Below are 20,527 nucleotides of genomic sequence, written 5' to 3'. Positions count from 1 at the left end.
TCCTGTTCATGTTGTCAACATCTACTAGTTCTTATGATTACTTTTTCCTTTTAGGAGAGAATTATTTCCTGTTTTTATAATTCTTTCTTCCTTCAGTAAACTAGAGACTGTTCCAATTCTTAAATCTTCCTGTTTAATTGCTGCAATGAGTGCAGGCAATGCTGAGGATGTAGATGATGTCGGGTGCATTAGAATGAGCGCACCTTTATGAAGTTTTGTGGTGACTCTCTCTACTATGACACTTGGTGCAGGTTTTTGCCAGTCTATTGTATCAACACTCCATAAAATTGTCTGCATTTTATACTCGCCTGCAATTTTAACGACTTCTTCATTGAAGCCTCCGCTTGGAGGACCAAATAATTTCACTTTTTTGCCTGTCGTTGCTTCAATGATATCATTCGTCTTTGAAATCTCCTCCCTGATTCTTGCACCTGAAAGTGTCTCCATTTTGGGATGTGAATAGGAGTGATTCCCAATTTCATGGCCTGAATCGGCAATCATCTTCGCCAGGTCAGGATTCTCTTTCACCCAACGTCCTTCCAAAAAGAATGTCGCATATACCTGATGCTTCTTCAGCGTGGCAAGCATGCCCGGTATATACTCATTTCCCCACGCAACATTAATAATGAACGAAGCCATCGGTTTCTCTGGGTTTCCTCTGTAAATAGGCAGAGGAGGGAGATCTGACAGGTGCACTTCAGGAGATACCTGGTCAAACACTAAACGCTCACTGTCAAACACGCCTTCATCCTTCATTTTCTCATAAGAACTCTTTATATTCACCTTTAAGCCATTGTAACCAGGAGTCCCTTTCCAAACGGGATCATTTTTAGCATCAGTTGGTGGAATGTCGTATTTCTCTGCTTCCTGCTTAATTCTTGAGAGCAATTTTTCCGGCTTGGCATCGACGGTTATAACTGCTCCTTCTTTTAACCCCGCTACATATTGTGATGTCATAGGATTGCTGACAGAAATGATGGCAGCAACGACACAGATGGTCATTCCGAATAGTACCTTGTAATTCATCCTTCCTCACCCTTTCTTATCCCTAACAGCATATGATGGAGAAGGACAAGGTAGAACTTATGGGGAATAGCCGAGTAGTATTTTCCTGGGTCTATTATCAGTATTTTCAGCACATATCCGTAGTTAGTAATTGGTGAAAGATGATGGTACTTTCCCACCTGCCAACCGGCTGGACTTCCTATCTTTGAAGAGTACAGTTCTGACAGCCAAAGCAGAATAATAACAGCTCTAAAAGAAGCGGCTGCAGATGCATTACCCACAACTGTTCTTAGGCAGTGATTGCCAGACCCTCCAGCCGGCCACATGTCTAGTGGTCTGTCTATGAGTTGAAGCCAATGGCCTTTTTATCCACGAAAACATAGTACTACTGGCAGAAGCAATTCGTCAGTAAAAATCAATCCGGAAGATCTAATAAAAGGCTGTATTCGTATAGATAGTTGATATCGGACAAATCCTAAGGGCCGGATTTGTCCCTCGGGTACAAGGGCTTATCTAACTGAACAGGGTGATAGCTCTTTTCTTTCTGGTTTAACAGGTTAATCTCTGCTGTGAATTATGGCTATATCTCTTGAACTTCATATTAAGTAGCAACAAATTTTTAGAAAAAAGCCTAATAAAAAGAAGCCAACCGTTTCCGGTCAGCTTCCTGGAGTTTATTTTTGAGCCTGCTCTTCTTTTTCACGCTGTTCTTTCAATACAGCCTTACGGGAAAGGTTCACACGGCCTTGTCTATCAATTTCAGTTACTTTTACTAGGAGTTCGTCTCCTATGCTGACTACATCCTCAACTTTGCCGATTCGTTCCTCTGCAAGTTCAGAGATATGAACGAGACCGTCTTTTCCATTGAAGATTTCAACAAAGGCACCGAATTTTTCAATGCGTTTTACTTTACCAAGATACAACTGACCGACCTCGACTTCACGGACGATGTCCTCAATGATTTTCTTGGCCTTTTTATTCATCTCTTCATCTGTTGATGAAATGAATACTGAACCGTCTTGTTCGATGTCAATTTTCACGCCGGTTTCTTCAATGATTTTATTGATCTGTTTACCGCTAGGCCCAATGACATCTCTGATTTTATCAGGATTAATGGACATTGTAAGGATTTTAGGCGCATACTGAGACAATTGACCGCGGGATTCGGAAATCGTTGAAAGCATGCTGTCAAGGATATGCATGCGGCCGCTCTTAGCCTGCTGAAGGGCTTCTTCAAGGATTTCTCTTGAAAGGCCTTCAATTTTGATATCCATCTGCAGGGCTGTAACCCCTTTAGAAGTACCGGCAACTTTGAAATCCATGTCTCCCAGATGATCTTCCATGCCTTGAATATCAGTTAAAATTGAATAATGCTCACCTGACTGAATCAGTCCCATGGCAATACCGGCGACAGGTGCCTTAATCGGAACACCGGCGTCCATCATCGCAAGAGTACTTGCGCAAATACTTGCCTGTGAAGTAGAACCATTGGATTCCAGAACTTCAGAAACCAGGCGGATGGTATAAGGGAAGTCCTTCTCATTAGGGATGATTGGTTCAAGGGCTCTTTCACCTAGAGCTCCGTGTCCAATTTCACGGCGTCCCGGTCCGCGGATCGGTCCCGTTTCCCCTACACTGAATAACGGGAAGTTGTAGTGATGCATGAAGCGCTTGGATTCTTCAAGACCCAGCCCATCAATTACCTGAACATCACCCAACGCACCCAGAGTACAAATACTCAAAGCCTGCGTCTGTCCGCGGGTGAACAAACCTGATCCATGAGTTCTCGGCATTAAGCCTACTTGAGAAGCCAATGGGCGGATTTCGTCTAGTCCGCGTCCATCAGGACGGACTTTATCTTCTGTAATCAATCGGCGGACTTCACCTTTCACAAGCTTGTCCAGCACCTGCTTTACTTGTTTAAGCTGATCCTCATCTGCTTCCTTCTCTTCGAATTTAGCGATGACGTCATCTTTAACCACTTTAATAGCTGCTTCACGCGCATGTTTTTCCTGCACTTGGATCGCTTTGATCATATCTTCTTCACAGAGTCCACGGACTTCTGCTTCAATATCCTGATCGATCTTATAAAGTTCGACTTCCATCTTTTCCTTGCCGACCTGGGCGGCAATCTCTTCCTGGAAGGAGATCAGTCTTTTGATCTCTTCGTGACCGAACATGATAGCTTCAAGCATTGTTTCTTCTGGTACTTCATCGGCTCCAGCTTCAACCATGTTGATGGCATCCTTTGTTCCGGCTACAATCAAGTTGATTTCACTTTTATCCAGCTGTTCAACATTAGGGTTAATGATGAATTCGCCTTCGATCAGACCAACTTGAACTCCAGCAATCGGCCCTTCGAACGGGATATCAGAAACCGTCAATGCAAGTGAAGATCCGAACATTGCTGCCATCTCCGATGAACAGTCCTGGTCCACACTCATGACCATGCTGATTACCTGAACTTCATTTCTGAATCCATCAGCAAATAGCGGGCGGATGGGACGGTCGATCAAGCGGCTCGTCAAGACAGCCCTTTCACTTGGACGACCTTCACGCTTAATGAACCCTCCAGGTATTTTACCTACTGCATACAAACGCTCTTCATAGTTGACAGTCAACGGGAAGAAATCCAGCGGCTTCGGTTGTTTAGATGCTGTAGCAGTGCTAAGTACAGCTGTATCTCCATAGCGGATCAGCACGGCACCATTTGCCTGTTTTGCCAGCTGGCCATATTCTACTGTTAATTTCCTGCCTGCCCAATCTATGGAAAACTCTTTTGTTTCTTGTTCCATAATGAACCCCTCTCTTTACTTCTCAATTAAGAGTATTCGGTTTCTCTCATACCCTTGAAGCAGATATATACACAATTTTTAATTGAAATAAGCGACTTTTATATGTATTTTGACTAATCCTGTAAAAGAATATTCCCTGATGGGGTCCTTTCCAGAATTATAAAGCCATCAGCACAACCATCGAAAAATACTGGCCAGCGAAAAATTCGCAAACTTTCAAATGGATGAAAGTAAACAATCAAAAATGAAAAAGCAAAATGCTTTTTGCTGCTTCATTCTTGATTGTTTGATTAGCAGTATTTCCCTTATGGTGTGTGCCTTAAACCTAAATAAAAAGCGGGAAAAAATCCCGCTTCTGAGTCACTTATCGGCGTAAACCTAATTTGTTGATCAAATCACGGTAGCGCGCAACATCTTTATTACGTAGGTACGTTAAAAGATTACGACGACGACCTACCATTTTCAAAAGACCGCGACGAGAGTGGTGGTCTTTCTTATGAGTACGTAAATGGTCGTTCAAAGTGTTAATTTCTTCTGTAAGGATAGCAATTTGAACTTCTGCAGAACCAGTATCGTTCTCGTGAGTTTTGAACTCGTTAATTAGTTCGTTTTTACGTGTTTGTGTGATAGCCATCCAATTCACCTCCTAATATTCTTTCAAAATCCCCTTTGACCCAGCAAACGTTGGTGAATCGTGCTGCCAAGTGAAGGTTCATTGTCATACGTTAATTAGAATACTACTTTTTACAACATAAATCAAGTCTAAACGAATAATTTTTGAAAGTAAGCGATAGCTTCCTGCTTATCTTTCTCAATTTGGGCAATCAATTGCTGAATCCCGTCGAATTTCCGTTCCGAACGGATATATTGATGCCATTCAACCTTCACTTCTTCCCCATAGATGGAAGCATTGTAGTCAAAGATATGAACCTCAATGGAAAGAACCTTGTCATCCGGATTATTGAATGTCGGCTTATAGCCAAGGTTTGCTACTCCATTATGCCATTGATTCTGAACAAATATCCTGACAGCATATACACCTATTTTCGGAGTGATGTAGTCATCGGAAAGCTCGATATTAGCTGTGGGAAATCCAATCTTTCTTCCGCGCTTATCTCCATGAACAACTGTTCCTGAAGTCGTGTAATAACGGCCCAGTAAATTTTTCACCTTAGCCGCATCACCCTCACTGAGGGATTCCCTGATTGCAGTTGAACTGATCTTTTCCTCATGGTCTGTGAGCTTATGGACAGTTGTATACGTAAATTGCCCTCTGGAATGGAATTGCAATGTTTCCATATTGCCTTTACCCAATTTGCCGTAAGAAAAATCAAAGCCGGCGCAAACATGCTTTACGTTCAAATTGATAATATATTGGTCTACATACTCCTGAGGGTGCAAATTGGCAAAATCCGAAGTAAACCTGACAATGAACAAGTAATCGACTCCCAATGATTCAATCAGATTGATCTTGTCCTCAAGCGGTGTAATATAATGAACGTGCTTATGTTTTCGTCCGAGTACCACCGAAGGGTGCGGGTCGAATGTCATTACTGCACTTTTTAAGTTCCGGTTCTCTGCCTCCATTACCGCCGTATTGATCACCTTTTGATGCCCCTTGTGAACACCGTCAAAATATCCCAAAGCCATTGATAAAGGTGGAAAATCAGCGGAATTGTATGAATGGGGATGATGGACCGTAATAACCTTCATGTTACCTCACCTATTTTCGCTAATCATTAAATAAAACTTTAACAGGCTTAATGATGCCTGGTTTTTCTGGATGTGCCTGATAGATCGCCAATGTCTTTCCACAATGGTTCATAGCAACTTGATTATCCGGCCACTTTTCCGGCATATTGAGCACTGCCCCGTTCTTTACTTTCATAGCTAATGTATCACTTAAATCCCATTTCGGCAAATGAGAGATACCCTGTTCGATTGGAAACAAAGCTCGGTCCACTTCCCTTGACTCTATCAGTTCTTCTAATTCTTCAAAAGTGACACAATCTTTTTCTGTAAAAGAAGCCGATCGTATTCTTTTCAATTCAGACATGTGAGCCGGATATCCCATCTTTCCACCGATATCGACTGCCAGGGTCCTTATATAGGTGCCCTTGCTGCAAGAAACTCTAAATTTAAAGCTGATTGTGTCCCCCTTAAAACACTCACGGTCATCGAGCAGCTCGATATCATGAATTGTTACTGTCCTGGAGGGCCGTTCAATGATTTTCCCCTCTCTTGCATACTCATACAAACGTTTTCCATTCACCTTTACAGCTGAAAACATGGGAGGTGTTTGAGTTATTTCACCTTTGAAAGAATATAGAAGGTCCAAGACTTGCTCTCTGGTATAAGATTCGGTCACCCGCTTTTCTTCGACCGTTTCCCCCCATGCATCTTCTGTGGTTGTCGACCTGCCAATGGTCACCTCACCTTCATACGCTTTTCCGCTATTGGTGATATATTCGGCAACTTTGGTGGCCCTGCCGATGCAGAGTGGAAGGACACCTGTCACTTCAGGATCCAGTGTGCCTGTATGTCCAACCTTCTTTGTCTTAAGCATCTTCCTGACTTTGAAGACACAATCATGGGAGGTCATTCCTCTTGGCTTCCATAGTGGTAGAATGCCATTCATGTCTATCCCTGCCTTTCGTTTAACTTATTGATTCTTTTTTAAAAATTCACTTTGAAAGAAATTTCACTTCATATCCATGTAATGATAAATATGGATAAATAAAGAAACATTTAATGAGACTAAAATTCGATTTAACTTAAACTTTTTAGGTTTTTAAATACATAAAATAATTTTAGGATTAACATTGGCTTACAGTATTGATTGGAGTGGAAGGTGTGCGACCTCCTGCGGGACTAGCGGGACGTCTTTTTGCAGCACCCAGCCCCTCGGGGTTAAATAACCCTAAGAGAAAAAAAGGAAAGGGCTCTATTCCACCAAAGAAAAAGGCTGACCAAAATCTCTTGGTCAGCCTTTGTTCATTATGAAGAAATTTGCTGTCTTTCCTGCCGGAAAATCAGTCCTGCTTTTCTTCAGGTTCATCTTGAATTTTTTTAAGCAATGACTCGATACGGTTTCCATAATCGATCGATTCATCAAATTCAAAAATGAGTTCAGGTGTTTTGCGCAAACGAACTCGCTGTCCGATTTCCGAACGAATAAATCCTTTAGCTTTTGCCAATCCCTTCAAAGTGTTTTCCCTTTGTTCTTCATCACCAAGAACTGTGATATACACTTTGGCTTGCTGCAGATCGCCTGACACTTCAACGTCGGTAACTGTTACAAAGCCGACTCTCGGGTCTTTGATTTTTCGTCCGATAATATCGCTGAGCTCCTTTTTCATCTGCTCGCCAACACGGTTAGAACGATGGCTCATCAATATCACCTCTTACTTCCTTGTTTATATCTGAAGCTTGAATGACTAAAGAAGTTCGTGTACTGTTTCTCCTCTTTCCCATTCGGGGAACGAATCTGTAACCTTCAGAGCACTGTCTATGACAGAACGGGCGGATTGACTTGAAGACGCGACAGTGACAATGGCAATCCTTGTCCGCTGCCATACATCCTGATGGTCAATTTCTGAAACCGCCACATTATATTTTTGCTTCAAGCGGGTCAATACCCGCTGAAGCACCGCTCTTTTTTCCTTAAGAGAATGAGAATCATGGATAATAAACTCACATTCCACATAAGCGATCATTATCTTTTGATTTCCTGCATTACAAACGCCTCGATGATATCGCCTTCTTTGATATCATTAAAGTTCTTGATTGTAATACCGCACTCGTAGTTTGTCGCAACTTCTTTCACATCATCTTTGAAGCGTTTCAGGACATCCAGCTCGCCTTCGTAGATGACAACTCCATCACGAATTACGCGGACACCGCTGTCACGGGTGATTTTCCCGTCTGTTACATAGCTTCCCGCAATTGTGCCGACTTTAGACACTTTAAATGTCTGACGGACTTCTGCCTGACCAATAATTTTCTCTTCATACTCAGGATCAAGCATACCTTTCATGGCAGACTCGATTTCTTCTATTACGTTATAGATGATGCGGTGAAGGCGGATCTCGACACCTTCTGCTTCTGCTGCACGCTTGGCATTGACATCAGGTCTGACATTGAATCCAATGACAATCGCGTTTGAAGCAGCCGCAAGTGTAATGTCTGACTCGTTTAACGCACCGACACCAGTGTGGATGATCTTGACATTTACACCTTCCACTTCAATTTTTTGAAGAGATGCAGCCAATGCTTCAACTGAACCTTGAACATCCGCTTTCATTACGATGTTCAGGTCTTTCATCTCACCTTGTTTCATCTGTTCAAATAGATTATCAAGGCTTACACGGGATTTTTCACCACGTTGTGCCTGAAGCGCCTGTTGAGCGCGTGACTCTCCGACAGAACGTGCTGTTTTCTCATCTTCAAATACAACGAATCTGTCTCCTGCTTGAGGAACATCATTCAATCCAGTGATTTCAACCGGGGTAGAAGGTCCAGCTTCTTTAACTCTGCGGCCAAGATCATTGACCATTGCACGGACACGGCCAAATGTCGTACCTACAACAATAGGATCGCCTACTCTCAGTGTTCCATTTTGAACAAGGAGTGTTGCCACAGAACCGCGGCCTTTATCAAGTTCTGCTTCTATAACAGTACCTTGAGCCAAGCGGTTTGGATTAGCTTTCAATTCTTCCACTTCACTTACAAGCAGGATCATTTCAAGCAAATCATCGATTCCTTCGCCTTTCAGGGCAGAAAGAGGTACGAAGATTGTATCTCCGCCCCATGCTTCAGGAACGAGTTGATACTCTGTAAGTTCCTGCATCACACGGTCAGGGTTCGCGGCCTCTTTATCCATTTTGTTCACAGCGATGATAATCGGCACTTCTGCCGCTTTAGCATGGTTGATTGCTTCTACCGTCTGCGGCATGACACCGTCATCTGCCGCCACGACAATGATCGCAATATCCGTTACTTGAGCACCGCGGGCACGCATCGTAGTGAAGGCAGCATGTCCCGGTGTATCAAGGAAGGTGATTTTTTTGCCGTTTTCAACAATTTGGTAGGCACCGATATGCTGTGTGATACCGCCTGCTTCTCCTTCAGTCACTTTCGTGTTTCTAATGGAATCGAGAAGCGTTGTTTTACCGTGGTCAACATGACCCATAATGGTTACAACAGAAGGACGTTCAACTTGGTCTCCTTCTTCATCTTCAGTGAAGTATACTTCAAGATCGGATTTATCAACAAGGATCTCTTCCTCTACTTCCACACCATATTCCCCAGCTACCAATTCAATAGCTTCTTTTTCAAGCTCCTGATTGATAGTAGCCATAACCCCAAGCATGAACAGCTTCTTGATGATTTCAGAAGGTTCACGATGAAGTTTCTTCGCAAGCTCTGCAACAGTCAGTGACTCAGAGAACGTAATCTTTGCCGGAAGTTCTTTTTCCTTTTTCTTCTGCGGCTGATTGTTTGTTTGGTTATTTCTGTTGTTCTTGTTTGACTTGTTATTGTTAGGTCTGTTGTTATTAGGCCTATTGTTGTTTTTACCTTTTTTATTGTTGTTAAACACTTTTTTCTCTTTAGACTGACTTTGCTGTTCAGCCTTTTTACCTTCGCGGTCTTTTGGAGCTCCAGTTTTCGCTTTTTCGTTCTTTTGTGCTTTATCTGAAGATCCTTCAGTTTTGCCGCCATATGATTTGTCTAGCTTCTTAACGGTGTCATCTTCCAGTGTTGCCATATGATTTGATACCTCAATATTCATTTCTTTTAGTTTTGAAATAACGTCTTTACTTGATACGTTATGCTTTTTTGCGTATTCGTATATACGTACTTTGCTCATATGTTCACCCCCATTGAGATTCATCGAGCAGCTTGGAAATCTTCGCAGCAAAGCCGGCATCCAGTACTGCAACGGTCACCCTTGCTTCTTTTCCGATTGCTCGTCCGAGAACACCTCTGTCATCCACTTGATAAACAGGCACTTCATAGAAGCTGCATTTATCCGTAATTTTCTTTTTGGTATTTTCAGATGCATCGCCTGCAAGAATGACAAGCTTCGCCTTTTTGCTGCGGATATCCTTAATCACAAGCTCTTCGCCTGAAATTACTTTGCGTGCCCGATTGGCCAATCCTAGCAGAGACATCCATCGATTTTCCTGCATCATATAATCGTGAACTACTCCTTATCCACTAACGAAAGCAGTTCATCATAAATTGAATCATCCACTTTTGCCTGTAATTGATTGGCTATTGCATTTTTCTTTTTAGCTGTTTGAATTGCATCCTTCGTCTTTGAAAGATATGCGCCTCTCCCTGATTTCTTACCTGTCTGGTCGATGGAAACGTCGCCTTCCTTAGAACGTACAATTCTGATCATTTCTTTTTTAGGTTTCATTTCCCCGGTGGCCAAGCATTTCCTTAAAGGGATTTTCTTTTTCGTACTCATCAGTTATCACCTTTATTCCAGATCTTCAGAGAGATTATCTTCATAGTCCTCATCTTCATTTACAGGAAGAAGCGGTTCATCGTTTCGCGGGTACAGCCCCAGCTCGCGTGCATCGGTTTCACTCTTAATATCAATCTTCCAGCCTGTCAATTTTGCCGCAAGGCGGGCATTCTGACCTCTTTTTCCAATTGCGAGGGACAGTTGATAGTCAGGCACGACAACAGTTGTTGCCTTCCCTTCCTCATCCACCTGTACATCCAATACCTTGGACGGGCTCAAAGCGTTTGCAACAAATGTAACTGGATCTTCCGACCAATGAACGATGTCGATTTTTTCGCCTTTTAGTTCATTTACGATTGCCTGGACGCGGGCTCCGCGTGTTCCAACACACGCACCAACAGGATCGATTTCTTCATTCGAGGCAGCCACCGAGATTTTAGAGCGGTCACCGGCCTCGCGCGCAACGGATTTAATTTCCACGGTGCCGTCAAATATTTCAGGCACTTCAATCTCGAACAACCGCTTAAGCAGTCCCGGATGAGTCCTGGATACAAAGATTTGAGGACCTTTCGTCGTTTTCTCGACTTTTGTGATGAACACTTTGATTCGGTCATGTGGTTTGTAGGATTCATTCGGCATCTGCTCGTTTACTGGAAGTAGTGCTTCAATCTTTCCTAGTGCCACATAGATGAAGCGGCCATCCTGCCTTTGGACAATCCCTGTCATGATATCTTCTTCTCTGTCAGCAAACTCAGAGTAGATAATTCCGCGTTCTGCTTCTCTTACACGCTGTGTAACAACCTGCTTGGCCGTTTGTGCTGCGATGCGGCCGAAGTCTTTTGGCGTGACTTCGAGTTCCACCACGTCACCTGTATCATATCCAGGGTTAATTTGTTTGGCATCTTCCAGGGAGATCTCCAGACGGGAGTCAAAGACTTCGTCAACGATTTCTTTCCTTGCGAATACGCGCATGGATCCTGTTTCCAAGTTCAGGTCAACCCTGACATTTTGCGCCTGGTTAAAGTTCCGCTTATAAGCAGAAACGAGTGCCGCCTCAATCGCTTCAATAATTACATCTCTAGAGATGCCTTTTTCTTTTTCAAGTACATTTAGAGCCTCAAGTAACTGTGAACTCATTGTAATGTCATCCCCCTTCTAATAAAGGTCCTTCCTTCTTTATGAAAAAGTGACTGCCAAGCGGGCCTTAGCTACTTTTTCCATCGGAATGTCTACCTGTTTCTTTCTCGTTTTGATTACCATTTCTATTGATAAAGAGTTTCCATCATAAGATAGAAGCTTCCCTTCAATCGTTTTCTCTCCATTGATAGGTTCATATGTTTTCACATGGACATTCTTGCCGACCGCTTTCTCAAAATCCTTTTCCTTCTTCAGCGGGCGTTCAGCTCCTGGTGAAGAAACCTCAAGAAAATAATTGTGGGTGATTGGATCGATCTCATCCAGTTTTTCACTCAGGCGTTCACTCACGATTCCGCACTCTTCAATGTCCACACCTGCTTCTTTGTCGACAAATACACGCAGGAACCAGTTGGAACCTTCCTTTACATATTCAACATCTACCAATTCAAGTGACATGTCATCTAAAATCGGTGTCACGAGTTCATCTACGAGTTCAGTAATTTTACTCATACATACCTCCTGGATAATAAAAGAAATCTTGGACCAGGAATCATCATTCCCAGCTAATAAAATATCGGACCGCCTAGTAATATAGACAGGCATTGTCACAGCCTTCGCCGCAACTCCTGTCTATCACGTTAACTCTCGTTGGTCTTGTACAAGCCTGAAAAACTTGTAAGGTTTCCGCTAAGCTTCAGCGTCTCCACCACTGGTGATTTTCTTGCTGCACTGCAATCAGAAGCCGCATAACTTCCTGACAGCTCAGCGAAATCCGCTTTGAAAGATATTTTATCATTCCTGCTACAAGATGACTTTCGGCTTGAGGGATGAAAGGCAGAGCAAGATCCGTTTCTGTTATAAGATGAACAAATAGAATCAAGTCAAGCAAAAATCCCTAATCAACAACGAAAGAGTGGGGGCGCCCCACTCTTTCCTCAGAGTTATCATTAGTATTTCCAATAAAAATATACCATAACCAACATTTTTTTGCAAACAAAACCCTTGACAATACCATTGTTCATCTCTAGAACAGAGACAATTGGTTTTGGTCTGGAAGAGCATCGAGGCATCCATGATTCGTCAGATATTCGATGATCGTCTTAGACACCCGACCTCTTTGCTGAAGGTCTTCCTTGGAAAGGAACTCGCCTTCCTTCCTTGCATTGACTATGTTGATGGCAGCGTTGGTACCCAAGCCGGGAATTGCATTGAAAGGAGGAATCAAAGAGTCTCCATCAATAATAAACTCCGTAGCTGATGAACGATATAAATCCACCTTTTGGAACTTATATCCTCTTTCACACATCTCCAATGCCAGTTCAAGCACTGTCAATGTATTCTTTTCTTTAGGAGAGGCATCAAGGCCTTTGCTATTGATTTCTTCTACCTTTGCTCTTATAGCCTGGCTGCCTCTTACCATCGCCTCAATATCAAAGTCCTCAGCGCGTACCGTAAAGTAGGCAGAATAATAAAGTAGAGCATGATGGACCTTGAAATAAGCAATTCTTACAGCCATCAATACATAGGCAGCTGCGTGGGCTTTCGGGAACATATATTTGATTTTCTTACAGGAATCGATATACCAGGCAGGAACATTGTTTTTCATCATTTCCTCTTCCCATTCAGGCTGCAATCCTTTTCCTTTACGGACAAACTCCATGATTTTGAAGGCAAGGGAAGGCTCAAGCCCCTGATAAATCAAGTAGACCATGATATCATCACGACAGCCGATTACTTCACTCAGGTTACAGATATTATTATGAATCAGTTCCTGGGCGTTACCAAGCCATACATCCGTTCCGTGAGACAGTCCAGAAATCTGTACAAGTTCCGAGAATGTAGTCGGCTTTGTATCCTCAAGCATCTGCCTTACAAATCTTGTTCCGAATTCAGGTATGCCGAGAGTTCCGGTTTTACACATAATTTGTTCTTCCGTTACACCGAGGGATTCTGTACCGCTGAAGATCTTCATGACTTCGGGATCATCTGTCGGTATTGTTTTAGGGTCTACACCAGATAAGTCCTGAAGCATGCGGATGACTGTCGGGTCATCGTGTCCCAGGATATCGAGCTTTAGCAAGTTGTCATGAATGGAGTGGAAGTCGAAATGAGTTGTCTTCCATTCAGAGTTTTTATCATCTGCCGGGAACTGGATAGGAGAAAAGTCGAAAATATCCATGTAATCCGGTACAACTATGATACCCCCAGGATGCTGACCGGTGGTTCTCTTTACACCTGTACAACCTTGTGCAAGCCTGTCCACCTCTGCTCCCCTGATTTGAAGGTTATTATCAGAAGCATACCCTTTAACATACCCAAAGGCTGTTTTATCGGCTACCGTTCCGATTGTACCCGCACGATAAACATTGTCCTCTCCAAACAGTACTTTTGTATAATCATGTGCCTTTGGCTGATATTCACCTGAGAAGTTCAAATCGATATCCGGAACTTTGTCTCCCTTAAATCCAAGGAAAGTCTCAAAGGGAATATCGTGTCCATCTTTCTTAAAGACACTTCCGCACTCAGGACAGTTCTTGTTGGGCAGGTCAAATCCTGATCCGACAGACCCGTCATCAAAAAACTCCGAGTGTTTGCATTTCGGACATACATAATGAGGGGGGAGTGGATTTACTTCTGTAATTTCCGTCATTGTGGCTACAAATGACGAACCGACTGATCCACGGGACCCTACCAGATATCCGTCACTCAGTGATTTCTTAACCAGCTTTGCTGAAATCAAATAAATAACCGCAAATCCATGGCCAATGATGCTTTTCAATTCCTTTTCAAGTCTTGCTTCTACAATTTCAGGCAGGTTTTCCCCATATATGCTCTTTGCCATTGCATAACTCATCCGGCGCATCTCTTCGTCTGCACCTTCAATTTTAGGTGTATACAGATCATCTTTAATCGGTTTGATTTCGTCGATTAAATCTGCAACCTTATTGGTATTTGTGACCACAATCTCCTTCGCCTTGTCTTTCCCCAGGAAAGAGAAACAGTCCAGCATTTCGTTTGTTGTCCGGAAGTGGACATCAGGCAGTTTATGACGGTTCAGTGGGTTCGCTCCACCCTGAGAACCTACAAGAATCTCCCTGTGCACTTTATCGGTTGGGTTGATGTAATGCACATTCCCTGTCGCTACAACCGGAAGATCCAGCTTTTCACCCAGTTTGACTATATTGCCGATGATTTCTTCAAGGTTCTGGTCGGATTGGATTAACTCAAGTTCAATCAAATGCTGATAGACCTCTTTAGGATGGACTTCAAGGTAATCATAGAAGCGTGCTGCTTCCTCCACTTCTTCCGGTGCCTTCTGCATCATTCCTTCAAAGACTTCTCCCTTGTCACATCCTGAGCCGACCAAGATTCCGCTGCGGTATTTTTGAAGCAGTGATCTCGGAATACGGGGAACACGGAAGAAATACTCTAAATGAGAAATGGTTACAAGCTTGAACAAGTTCTTCAGGCCTTCTTCAGTCTGAGCCAGCAGTGTCACGTGAGATGGCCTTGAACGTTTATAGGCATCTCCTTTACCCATATAGTCATTAAACTGATTGTGGTTGGTGATCCCTTTTTCATGGGCGTCCTTCAGCATCTTGAGCAGCAAGTACCCAGTTGCTTCCGCATCATAAATCGCCCTGTGGTGCTGGGTAAGTTCCACGTCAAACTTCTTGGCAAGTGTATTCAAACGGTGATTCTTCATCTCCGGGTACAGAAGTCTGGCCAACTCAAGTGTGTCGATTACAGGGTTCTCGGCTTTACCTAATCCGGCTTTTCCATACCCGACATTGAGGAAGCCCATATCGAAAGAAGCATTATGCGCGACAAGGATTGCGTCTCCGGCCCACTCTTTGAATGATTTCAGTGCTTCATCAACTTCAGGTGCACCCTGCACCATATCATCAGTGATACCGGTCAAGTTGATTGTCGTCGCTGACAATGGATGATGGGGGTTGGCAAAAGATTCAAACCTATCAATAATCTCACCGTCACGTATTTTAACGGCAGCCAGTTCGATAATTGTGTTATACATGGCTGATAACCCTGTTGTTTCCACATCAAATACCACATAGGTGTCGTCTTCAAGGTTTCTGTTGGCATCGTTATAAGCGATCGGCACTCCATCATCAACCAAATTGGCTTCTAATCCGTAGAGGATTTTTACGCCGTGTTTTTTACTCGCATTGAAAGCTTCCGGGAAGGACTGCACGACTGCGTGGTCCGTGATAGCGACTGCCTTATGTCCCCACTTGCTGGCTTGTCCGACCAAATCGCTTACTGAAGAAACAGCGTCCATTTGACTCATTGGCGTATGAAGGTGCAGTTCCACCCTTTTTTCATCTTCTGCTGCTGTATCTTTTCTCAGAACAGGTGTAATCTCGTTAACGTCATTCGCAATCATGACCAAATCTCTGACAAATGTATCATTTTGAATGCTGCCTCTGCATCGAACCCACATTCCTTTTTTCACCCTGTTCATGACGGCTGCATCTTCTTTATCACGTGAGAACATTTTAACCATGATGGAACTTGTATAGTCAGTGATTTTGAATGTCAATAAGGTCCGGCCGCTGCGAAGTTCTTTTGTTTCAGCAGCAAAGATATAACCTTCAAGAGCTATTCTTCTCTCTTCGTCATAAATTTGTTCAATCTTCCTGAACTCTGCGTCATCCTTGATCGTCAAACCAATGCTGACAGGACCTGATGGAGCTGCATCCTGGTCTTTTTCATTAGCCTGCTCCTGCATTGCGATGACTGCCTGCTTGGCTCTCTCCTCATCTTCACGCCGTTTGGCTTCCAGAAATTTCTGATAGTCGTCACTTCCGGTTTCAGACTGTTTGACTTCAGCGTCAATCGTATAGGCTGGAAACCCAAAGTTTTGGAATACTGATGAAATAAAGCCCGAGTATTTCCTCTTTAAGGCAGCGGCTTCTGTTTCGTTGGATGTCTGCACGATGATTTTATTACCCTTAATGGCCGGGACCTGCTGGTTTAAAAGGGCAAGAAGCGGCGGTGAAATGCCTTCAATTTCTTTGATGCATTCACTCCAATATTCTAAAAGCTGCTCTGTTGTATGAGAATCATCAAGCAGTTTTATTGAAAACTGGACCTTGGCGATGTGTTGAAAGGCTTGCTGCAGCCTTACTGAAAAAGTATTCCATACGGAACAAGGAACGAGTTTCTCGAAGGTAAAGTAAAAATGCCACCTTTTTTCCTGGCGGTCAACCAAAAGCTTTTCAATCTGGGCCGATTGAAAATACTGCACAACCGCATCCTCGGTTAGACCAAGCTGCATGAGCAGTACTTGGAACCTCTCTTTTTTACCGGCGGGATTATCTCGCATATTCATTCTCCCCCATTCTTTTATCCTCTCTATATAAAGCGACTAACTAGTTATGTTGTATATCCAGTTTATCAAATACCGTGTTACTGACCCAGTCTATACTCCTTTGAAAAATCTGAAAAGAAGGCTGATGCTGATTCCGAGTGAAGATAATCTGCTCAGCTAAGCCGGCAGACACTTCAAGCGCCCTCTTCTTCCAGACAAGAAATACTGGAAGGTGTATGTCTGATTTTCGCCATTGCACATACTAATCAGGATCGTATTGGTAGGTAAGTTATAAAAATTGTTCAACTTAGCTACCAATAATCGTTGAATTAGTAGGTGAATGACTGAATTTACCCAAGCCACCTACAAATCAAGGTTGAATTGGCAAAAGAAATATTGAATAAGCTCGATGCACCTGCAAATAATCGTTGAATTGGTAAGTGAATATTTTTCAGCTTAAAACACATATCAACAGTGCTAGTTGGCAGGTGGTTAATAAAATATCTCAACTACAACATCTGTGATAAGACAGAAGAAAGGGACTGATCTAAATGATCAGACCCTGCAGTCTCCTGAAATCATCATATGAATTCTATCTATATCATATCATACATTTCTTTATTATTGATTGCGAAATAATTCCTGCAACTTCGCTGTTAGTTCGTCTTTATGAACCTCAATCACATCACCGGTTTTTCTGATCTTCACTTCTACCACACCTTCAGCCGCTTTCTTGCCGACAGTGACCCTGAATGGCAGTCCGATTAAGTCGGAATCTGTAAATTTAACCCCCGGGCGTTCCTGACGATCGTCAAGCAGCACATCAAACCTTTGTTCCTTCAGTTCCGTATACAGGGTTTCTGCAAGCTCTCTCTGATCATCATTTTTAATATTGATCGGTACAACATGAACGTCGAATGGAGTCAGGCTGGATGGCCACTGAAGCCCATTTTCATCACTGAACTGTTCAGCAACAGCTGCCAGTGTCCGCGAAACTCCAATCCCATAACAACCCATAATCATGGACTGGGCCCTGCCGTTCTCATCCAAGTATTGGGCACCCATCGCATCGCTGTACCTGGTTCCTAATTTGAAGACATGTCCTACTTCAATTCCTTTTGCAAAGACGATGGTTCCTTGTCCATCAGGAGAAGGGTCTCCTTCTTGAATGAAGCGTAGATCTGCAAATTGATCAACATTAAAATCTCTTCCTTGATTTACGTTTGTGAAATGGTACCCTTCCTCATTTGCACCACACACAGCATTTTTTATATATTTTACTGCTTCATCAGCGATAATTTTCACTTCAGCCTTGAGGTTAACAGGCCCGATGGAGCCCACAGGCGCATTCAGCAATCCTTTCGTTTCTTCAGCAGATGCCAATTCAACAACAGAAGCATCGAGCAAGTTCTTAACTTTAATATCATTTACTTCGTGATCGCCTCGGACCACAACAAGGACAAATTCTTCATCCACTTTAAACAAAAGAGATTTCAGGCATTTATCTTTTTCAGTTTGCAAATGGCTGCTTACTTCTGCAATGGTTTTCTGATCAGGTGTTTCAACTTTCTGCATTTCCTTTTCGCTTTCTGTTGACTCCTCATAGCGGGCTGATACCGGCGCCATTTCTATATTAGCCGCATATTGAGATGTATCAGAATAGGCAATCGTATCTTCCCCAATATCCGAGAGGACCATGAATTCATGTGTATCTTTTCCGCCCATAGCTCCGGAGTCGGCGATGACAGCCCTGAAATTCAACCCGCAGCGAGTAAACACATTGGAATATGCCTGGAATATCTTTTCATACGTGTCATCGAGGCTCTCATATGAAGAGTGGAATGAATAAGCATCTTTCATGATAAATTCTCTTCCTCTGAGCAAACCGAAACGTGGTCTTTTCTCATCACGGAATTTAGTTTGTATCTGGAATAGGGTCAATGGCAATTTCTTGTATGATTTAATTTCATCCCTCACAAGGGAAGTAATGACCTCTTCATGAGTGGCCCCCAATGCAAAATTACGCTTATGCCTGTCTTCCAAACGCATAAGTTCCGGTCCATAGGTACCCCATCTTCCTGATTCCTGCCATAATTCTGCTTGTTGAAGTGCAGGCATCAATAATTCCACACCGCCGGCATTGATCATTTCTTCCCTGATGATTTCTTCTACTTTCTGCAGTACTTTCCGTCCAAGCGGAAGAAAACTGTAGATACCACTCGCATTTTGCCTGATAAAACCTGCACGCAGTAACTGCTGATGACTTTTGACTTCTGCATCAGCTGGTGTTTCCCTTAATGTCGGGATTAACGTCATACTTTGTTTCATAATTGCCACCTCAATTAATATTGTTTTTTATGTAAATCTGTCATTTTAAGAATAGATGCTCTGTAAACCAAAAATTTTTTGTCGATTTCTCAAAAGAAAAGAGAACGAACAGGTTCATTCTCTTTTCTTACCTTTACTTATCCTAGAGGAAGAAACGCTGGATATCATTCCAGGTTACGACAAGCATCAGAACCATTAGAAGTGCAAACCCGATAAAATGGACCATGCCTTCCTTCTGGCGATCTACCGGCTTTCCTCTTATTGCTTCCACTGCAAAGAACATCAATCTTCCACCATCCAATGCCGGGATCGGAAGAAGATTCATAATCCCGAGATTAATGCTGAGGATGGCTCCCCATCTCATTAGGTAATAAATACCGGATTTGGCTACAATATCTGTCGATTGATAGATGCCGACAGGGCCGGATAAGGCATCAATCGAGAATTGTCCTGTGACTAATTTTCCAAGCATTACAAAAATCAGTTTTGTCCATTCGTATGTCTGTTCAAATCCATTACTGATTACTTTCAATGGTGATTTTTCAACAGGACTATGAACACCTATGATTCCAATTTCCTTTTCCTCTATGACTTGCGGCTTAGGAGTTACTGAAAGCTCCTCTGTACTCCCGTTTCGATCGATGGTGAACAGCAGCTGATCTCCCGGGTGCTTTTGAATGACCGTGACAATGTCTTCCCATGTGGAAATCTCATTGCCATCGATGCTCAATACTTCGTCTCCCTGCTGCAGACCAGCTTCCCTTGCTGCGCCATCTTCAGTCAGCTTTCCGAGGACTGGTTCATTGACCGGTACACCTTGGAGTATACCTACCAGTAAAAAGATAATGAATGCCAGGATGAAGTTGAAAAGCGGGCCTGCAAAGATAGCCATAGCTCTCTGGCCTAACGATTTAGAAGCAAATTGACGGTCCCAAGGAGCGACTTGTGTCTCAATACCATCCTCAACAATCATTGCATCCCTGCTGATGGCAAAAGTTCTTAACTCCTCTTCTCCATCCTCATAGCCGCGAATGAACAACTTATGTTCAAGGTCGCTTACTTCCACTTCCACAACCCGGATATCAGGGTACTTGTCTTTGTTATTCAAGATGATTTTTTGGATTGTTTCATCTTCATTTAAGACCAAGCCTACACGGTATCCCGGTTTGATATCAATCATTTCCGGGTCTTCCCCTGCCATACGGACAAATCCGCCAAGCGGAAGAAGCCTAATTGTATAGGTTGTTTCTGATTTTTTATAAGAAAATACTTTCGGCCCAAAGCCGATTGCGAATTCCCGGCACATGATACCTGCCCTTTTGGCAAAAATTAAATGACCTAACTCATGAAAGAAAACAAGTGCGCCAAAAATGACAATAAAGGCTATCACTGTCTGCAAATAGAAAACCACCTTTGTAAATGATGTGTCGATGAAATTCCTGACCTACTAAGAAA

15 protein-coding genes are annotated in these 20,527 nt (G+C 43.0%); all 15 read right to left on the bottom strand.

Translation table 11 applies throughout. The features are described from left to right. Window positions 1-24: 24 nt before the first annotated feature. The gene (locus tag V1502_RS07535) at window positions 25-1,026 is read right to left on the bottom strand and encodes a polysaccharide deacetylase family protein (protein WP_409253746.1); all 1,002 of its coding nucleotides are present in this window, start codon (window positions 1,024-1,026) and stop codon (window positions 25-27) included. Window positions 1,027-1,679: 653 nt separating this feature from the next. Beyond that, window positions 1,680-3,800 (bottom strand): polyribonucleotide nucleotidyltransferase, encoded by a 2,121-nt coding sequence (pnp, locus tag V1502_RS07530; RefSeq protein WP_409253745.1) that lies wholly within the window; start codon window positions 3,798-3,800, stop codon window positions 1,680-1,682. Between the two features lie 364 nt (window positions 3,801-4,164). Next, window positions 4,165-4,434, bottom strand: a complete 270-nt coding sequence (rpsO, locus tag V1502_RS07525; protein WP_006837488.1) for a 30S ribosomal protein S15 — start codon at window positions 4,432-4,434, stop codon at window positions 4,165-4,167. A gap of 128 nt (window positions 4,435-4,562) precedes the next feature. Further along, window positions 4,563-5,513, bottom strand: coding sequence for a bifunctional riboflavin kinase/FAD synthetase (ribF, locus tag V1502_RS07520; protein ID WP_409253744.1), 951 nt, complete (start codon window positions 5,511-5,513; stop codon window positions 4,563-4,565). Between the two features lie 19 nt (window positions 5,514-5,532). Further along, complete coding sequence (gene truB, locus V1502_RS07515; protein WP_409253743.1) at window positions 5,533-6,438, bottom strand: tRNA pseudouridine(55) synthase TruB; 906 nt, start codon at window positions 6,436-6,438, stop codon at window positions 5,533-5,535. A 394-nt stretch (window positions 6,439-6,832) separates the two neighbouring features. Continuing rightward, window positions 6,833-7,192 carry a 30S ribosome-binding factor RbfA gene (gene rbfA / locus V1502_RS07510; RefSeq protein WP_409253742.1) on the bottom strand — a complete coding sequence of 120 codons (360 nt, stop codon included), beginning with the start codon at window positions 7,190-7,192 and terminating at the stop codon, window positions 6,833-6,835. 45 nt (window positions 7,193-7,237) lie between these two features. Next, window positions 7,238-7,516 carry a DUF503 domain-containing protein gene (locus V1502_RS07505; protein ID WP_409253741.1) on the bottom strand — a complete coding sequence of 93 codons (279 nt, stop codon included), beginning with the start codon at window positions 7,514-7,516 and terminating at the stop codon, window positions 7,238-7,240. Next, window positions 7,516-9,669, bottom strand: a complete 2,154-nt coding sequence (gene infB / locus V1502_RS07500) for a translation initiation factor IF-2 (RefSeq protein ID WP_409253740.1) — start codon at window positions 9,667-9,669, stop codon at window positions 7,516-7,518. The genes V1502_RS07505 and infB overlap by 1 nt, the downstream gene beginning before the upstream one ends. Before the next feature lie 4 nt (window positions 9,670-9,673). Then, window positions 9,674-9,991, bottom strand: coding sequence for a YlxQ family RNA-binding protein (locus V1502_RS07495; protein WP_409254301.1), 318 nt, complete (start codon window positions 9,989-9,991; stop codon window positions 9,674-9,676). A 14-nt stretch (window positions 9,992-10,005) separates the two neighbouring features. Then, window positions 10,006-10,275 carry an RNase P modulator RnpM gene (gene rnpM, locus V1502_RS07490; protein ID WP_409253739.1) on the bottom strand — a complete coding sequence of 90 codons (270 nt, stop codon included), beginning with the start codon at window positions 10,273-10,275 and terminating at the stop codon, window positions 10,006-10,008. Window positions 10,276-10,287: 12 nt separating this feature from the next. Further along, the gene (nusA, locus tag V1502_RS07485) at window positions 10,288-11,412 is read right to left on the bottom strand and encodes a transcription termination factor NusA (protein ID WP_409253738.1); all 1,125 of its coding nucleotides are present in this window, start codon (window positions 11,410-11,412) and stop codon (window positions 10,288-10,290) included. 39 nt (window positions 11,413-11,451) lie between these two features. Further along, a complete protein-coding gene (rimP, locus tag V1502_RS07480) occupies window positions 11,452-11,922 on the bottom strand; it encodes a ribosome maturation factor RimP (protein ID WP_409253737.1) in 471 nt (156 codons plus the stop codon). A 514-nt stretch (window positions 11,923-12,436) separates the two neighbouring features. Beyond that, the gene (locus tag V1502_RS07475; RefSeq protein WP_409253736.1) at window positions 12,437-16,759 is read right to left on the bottom strand and encodes a PolC-type DNA polymerase III; all 4,323 of its coding nucleotides are present in this window, start codon (window positions 16,757-16,759) and stop codon (window positions 12,437-12,439) included. Between the two features lie 606 nt (window positions 16,760-17,365). Further along, a complete protein-coding gene (locus V1502_RS07470; protein ID WP_409253735.1) occupies window positions 17,366-19,072 on the bottom strand; it encodes a proline--tRNA ligase in 1,707 nt (568 codons plus the stop codon). A gap of 142 nt (window positions 19,073-19,214) precedes the next feature. Next, the gene (gene rseP / locus V1502_RS07465) at window positions 19,215-20,471 is read right to left on the bottom strand and encodes an RIP metalloprotease RseP (RefSeq protein WP_409253734.1); all 1,257 of its coding nucleotides are present in this window, start codon (window positions 20,469-20,471) and stop codon (window positions 19,215-19,217) included. Between the last annotated feature and the right edge of the window lie 56 nt (window positions 20,472-20,527).

The organism is Rossellomorea sedimentorum, assembly GCF_046237645.1.
GTDB lineage: Bacteria > Bacillota > Bacilli > Bacillales > Bacillaceae_B > Rossellomorea > Rossellomorea sedimentorum.
Note: the sequence above shows the minus strand (reverse complement) of the source record. Positions and strands in the feature narration are given on the sequence as shown.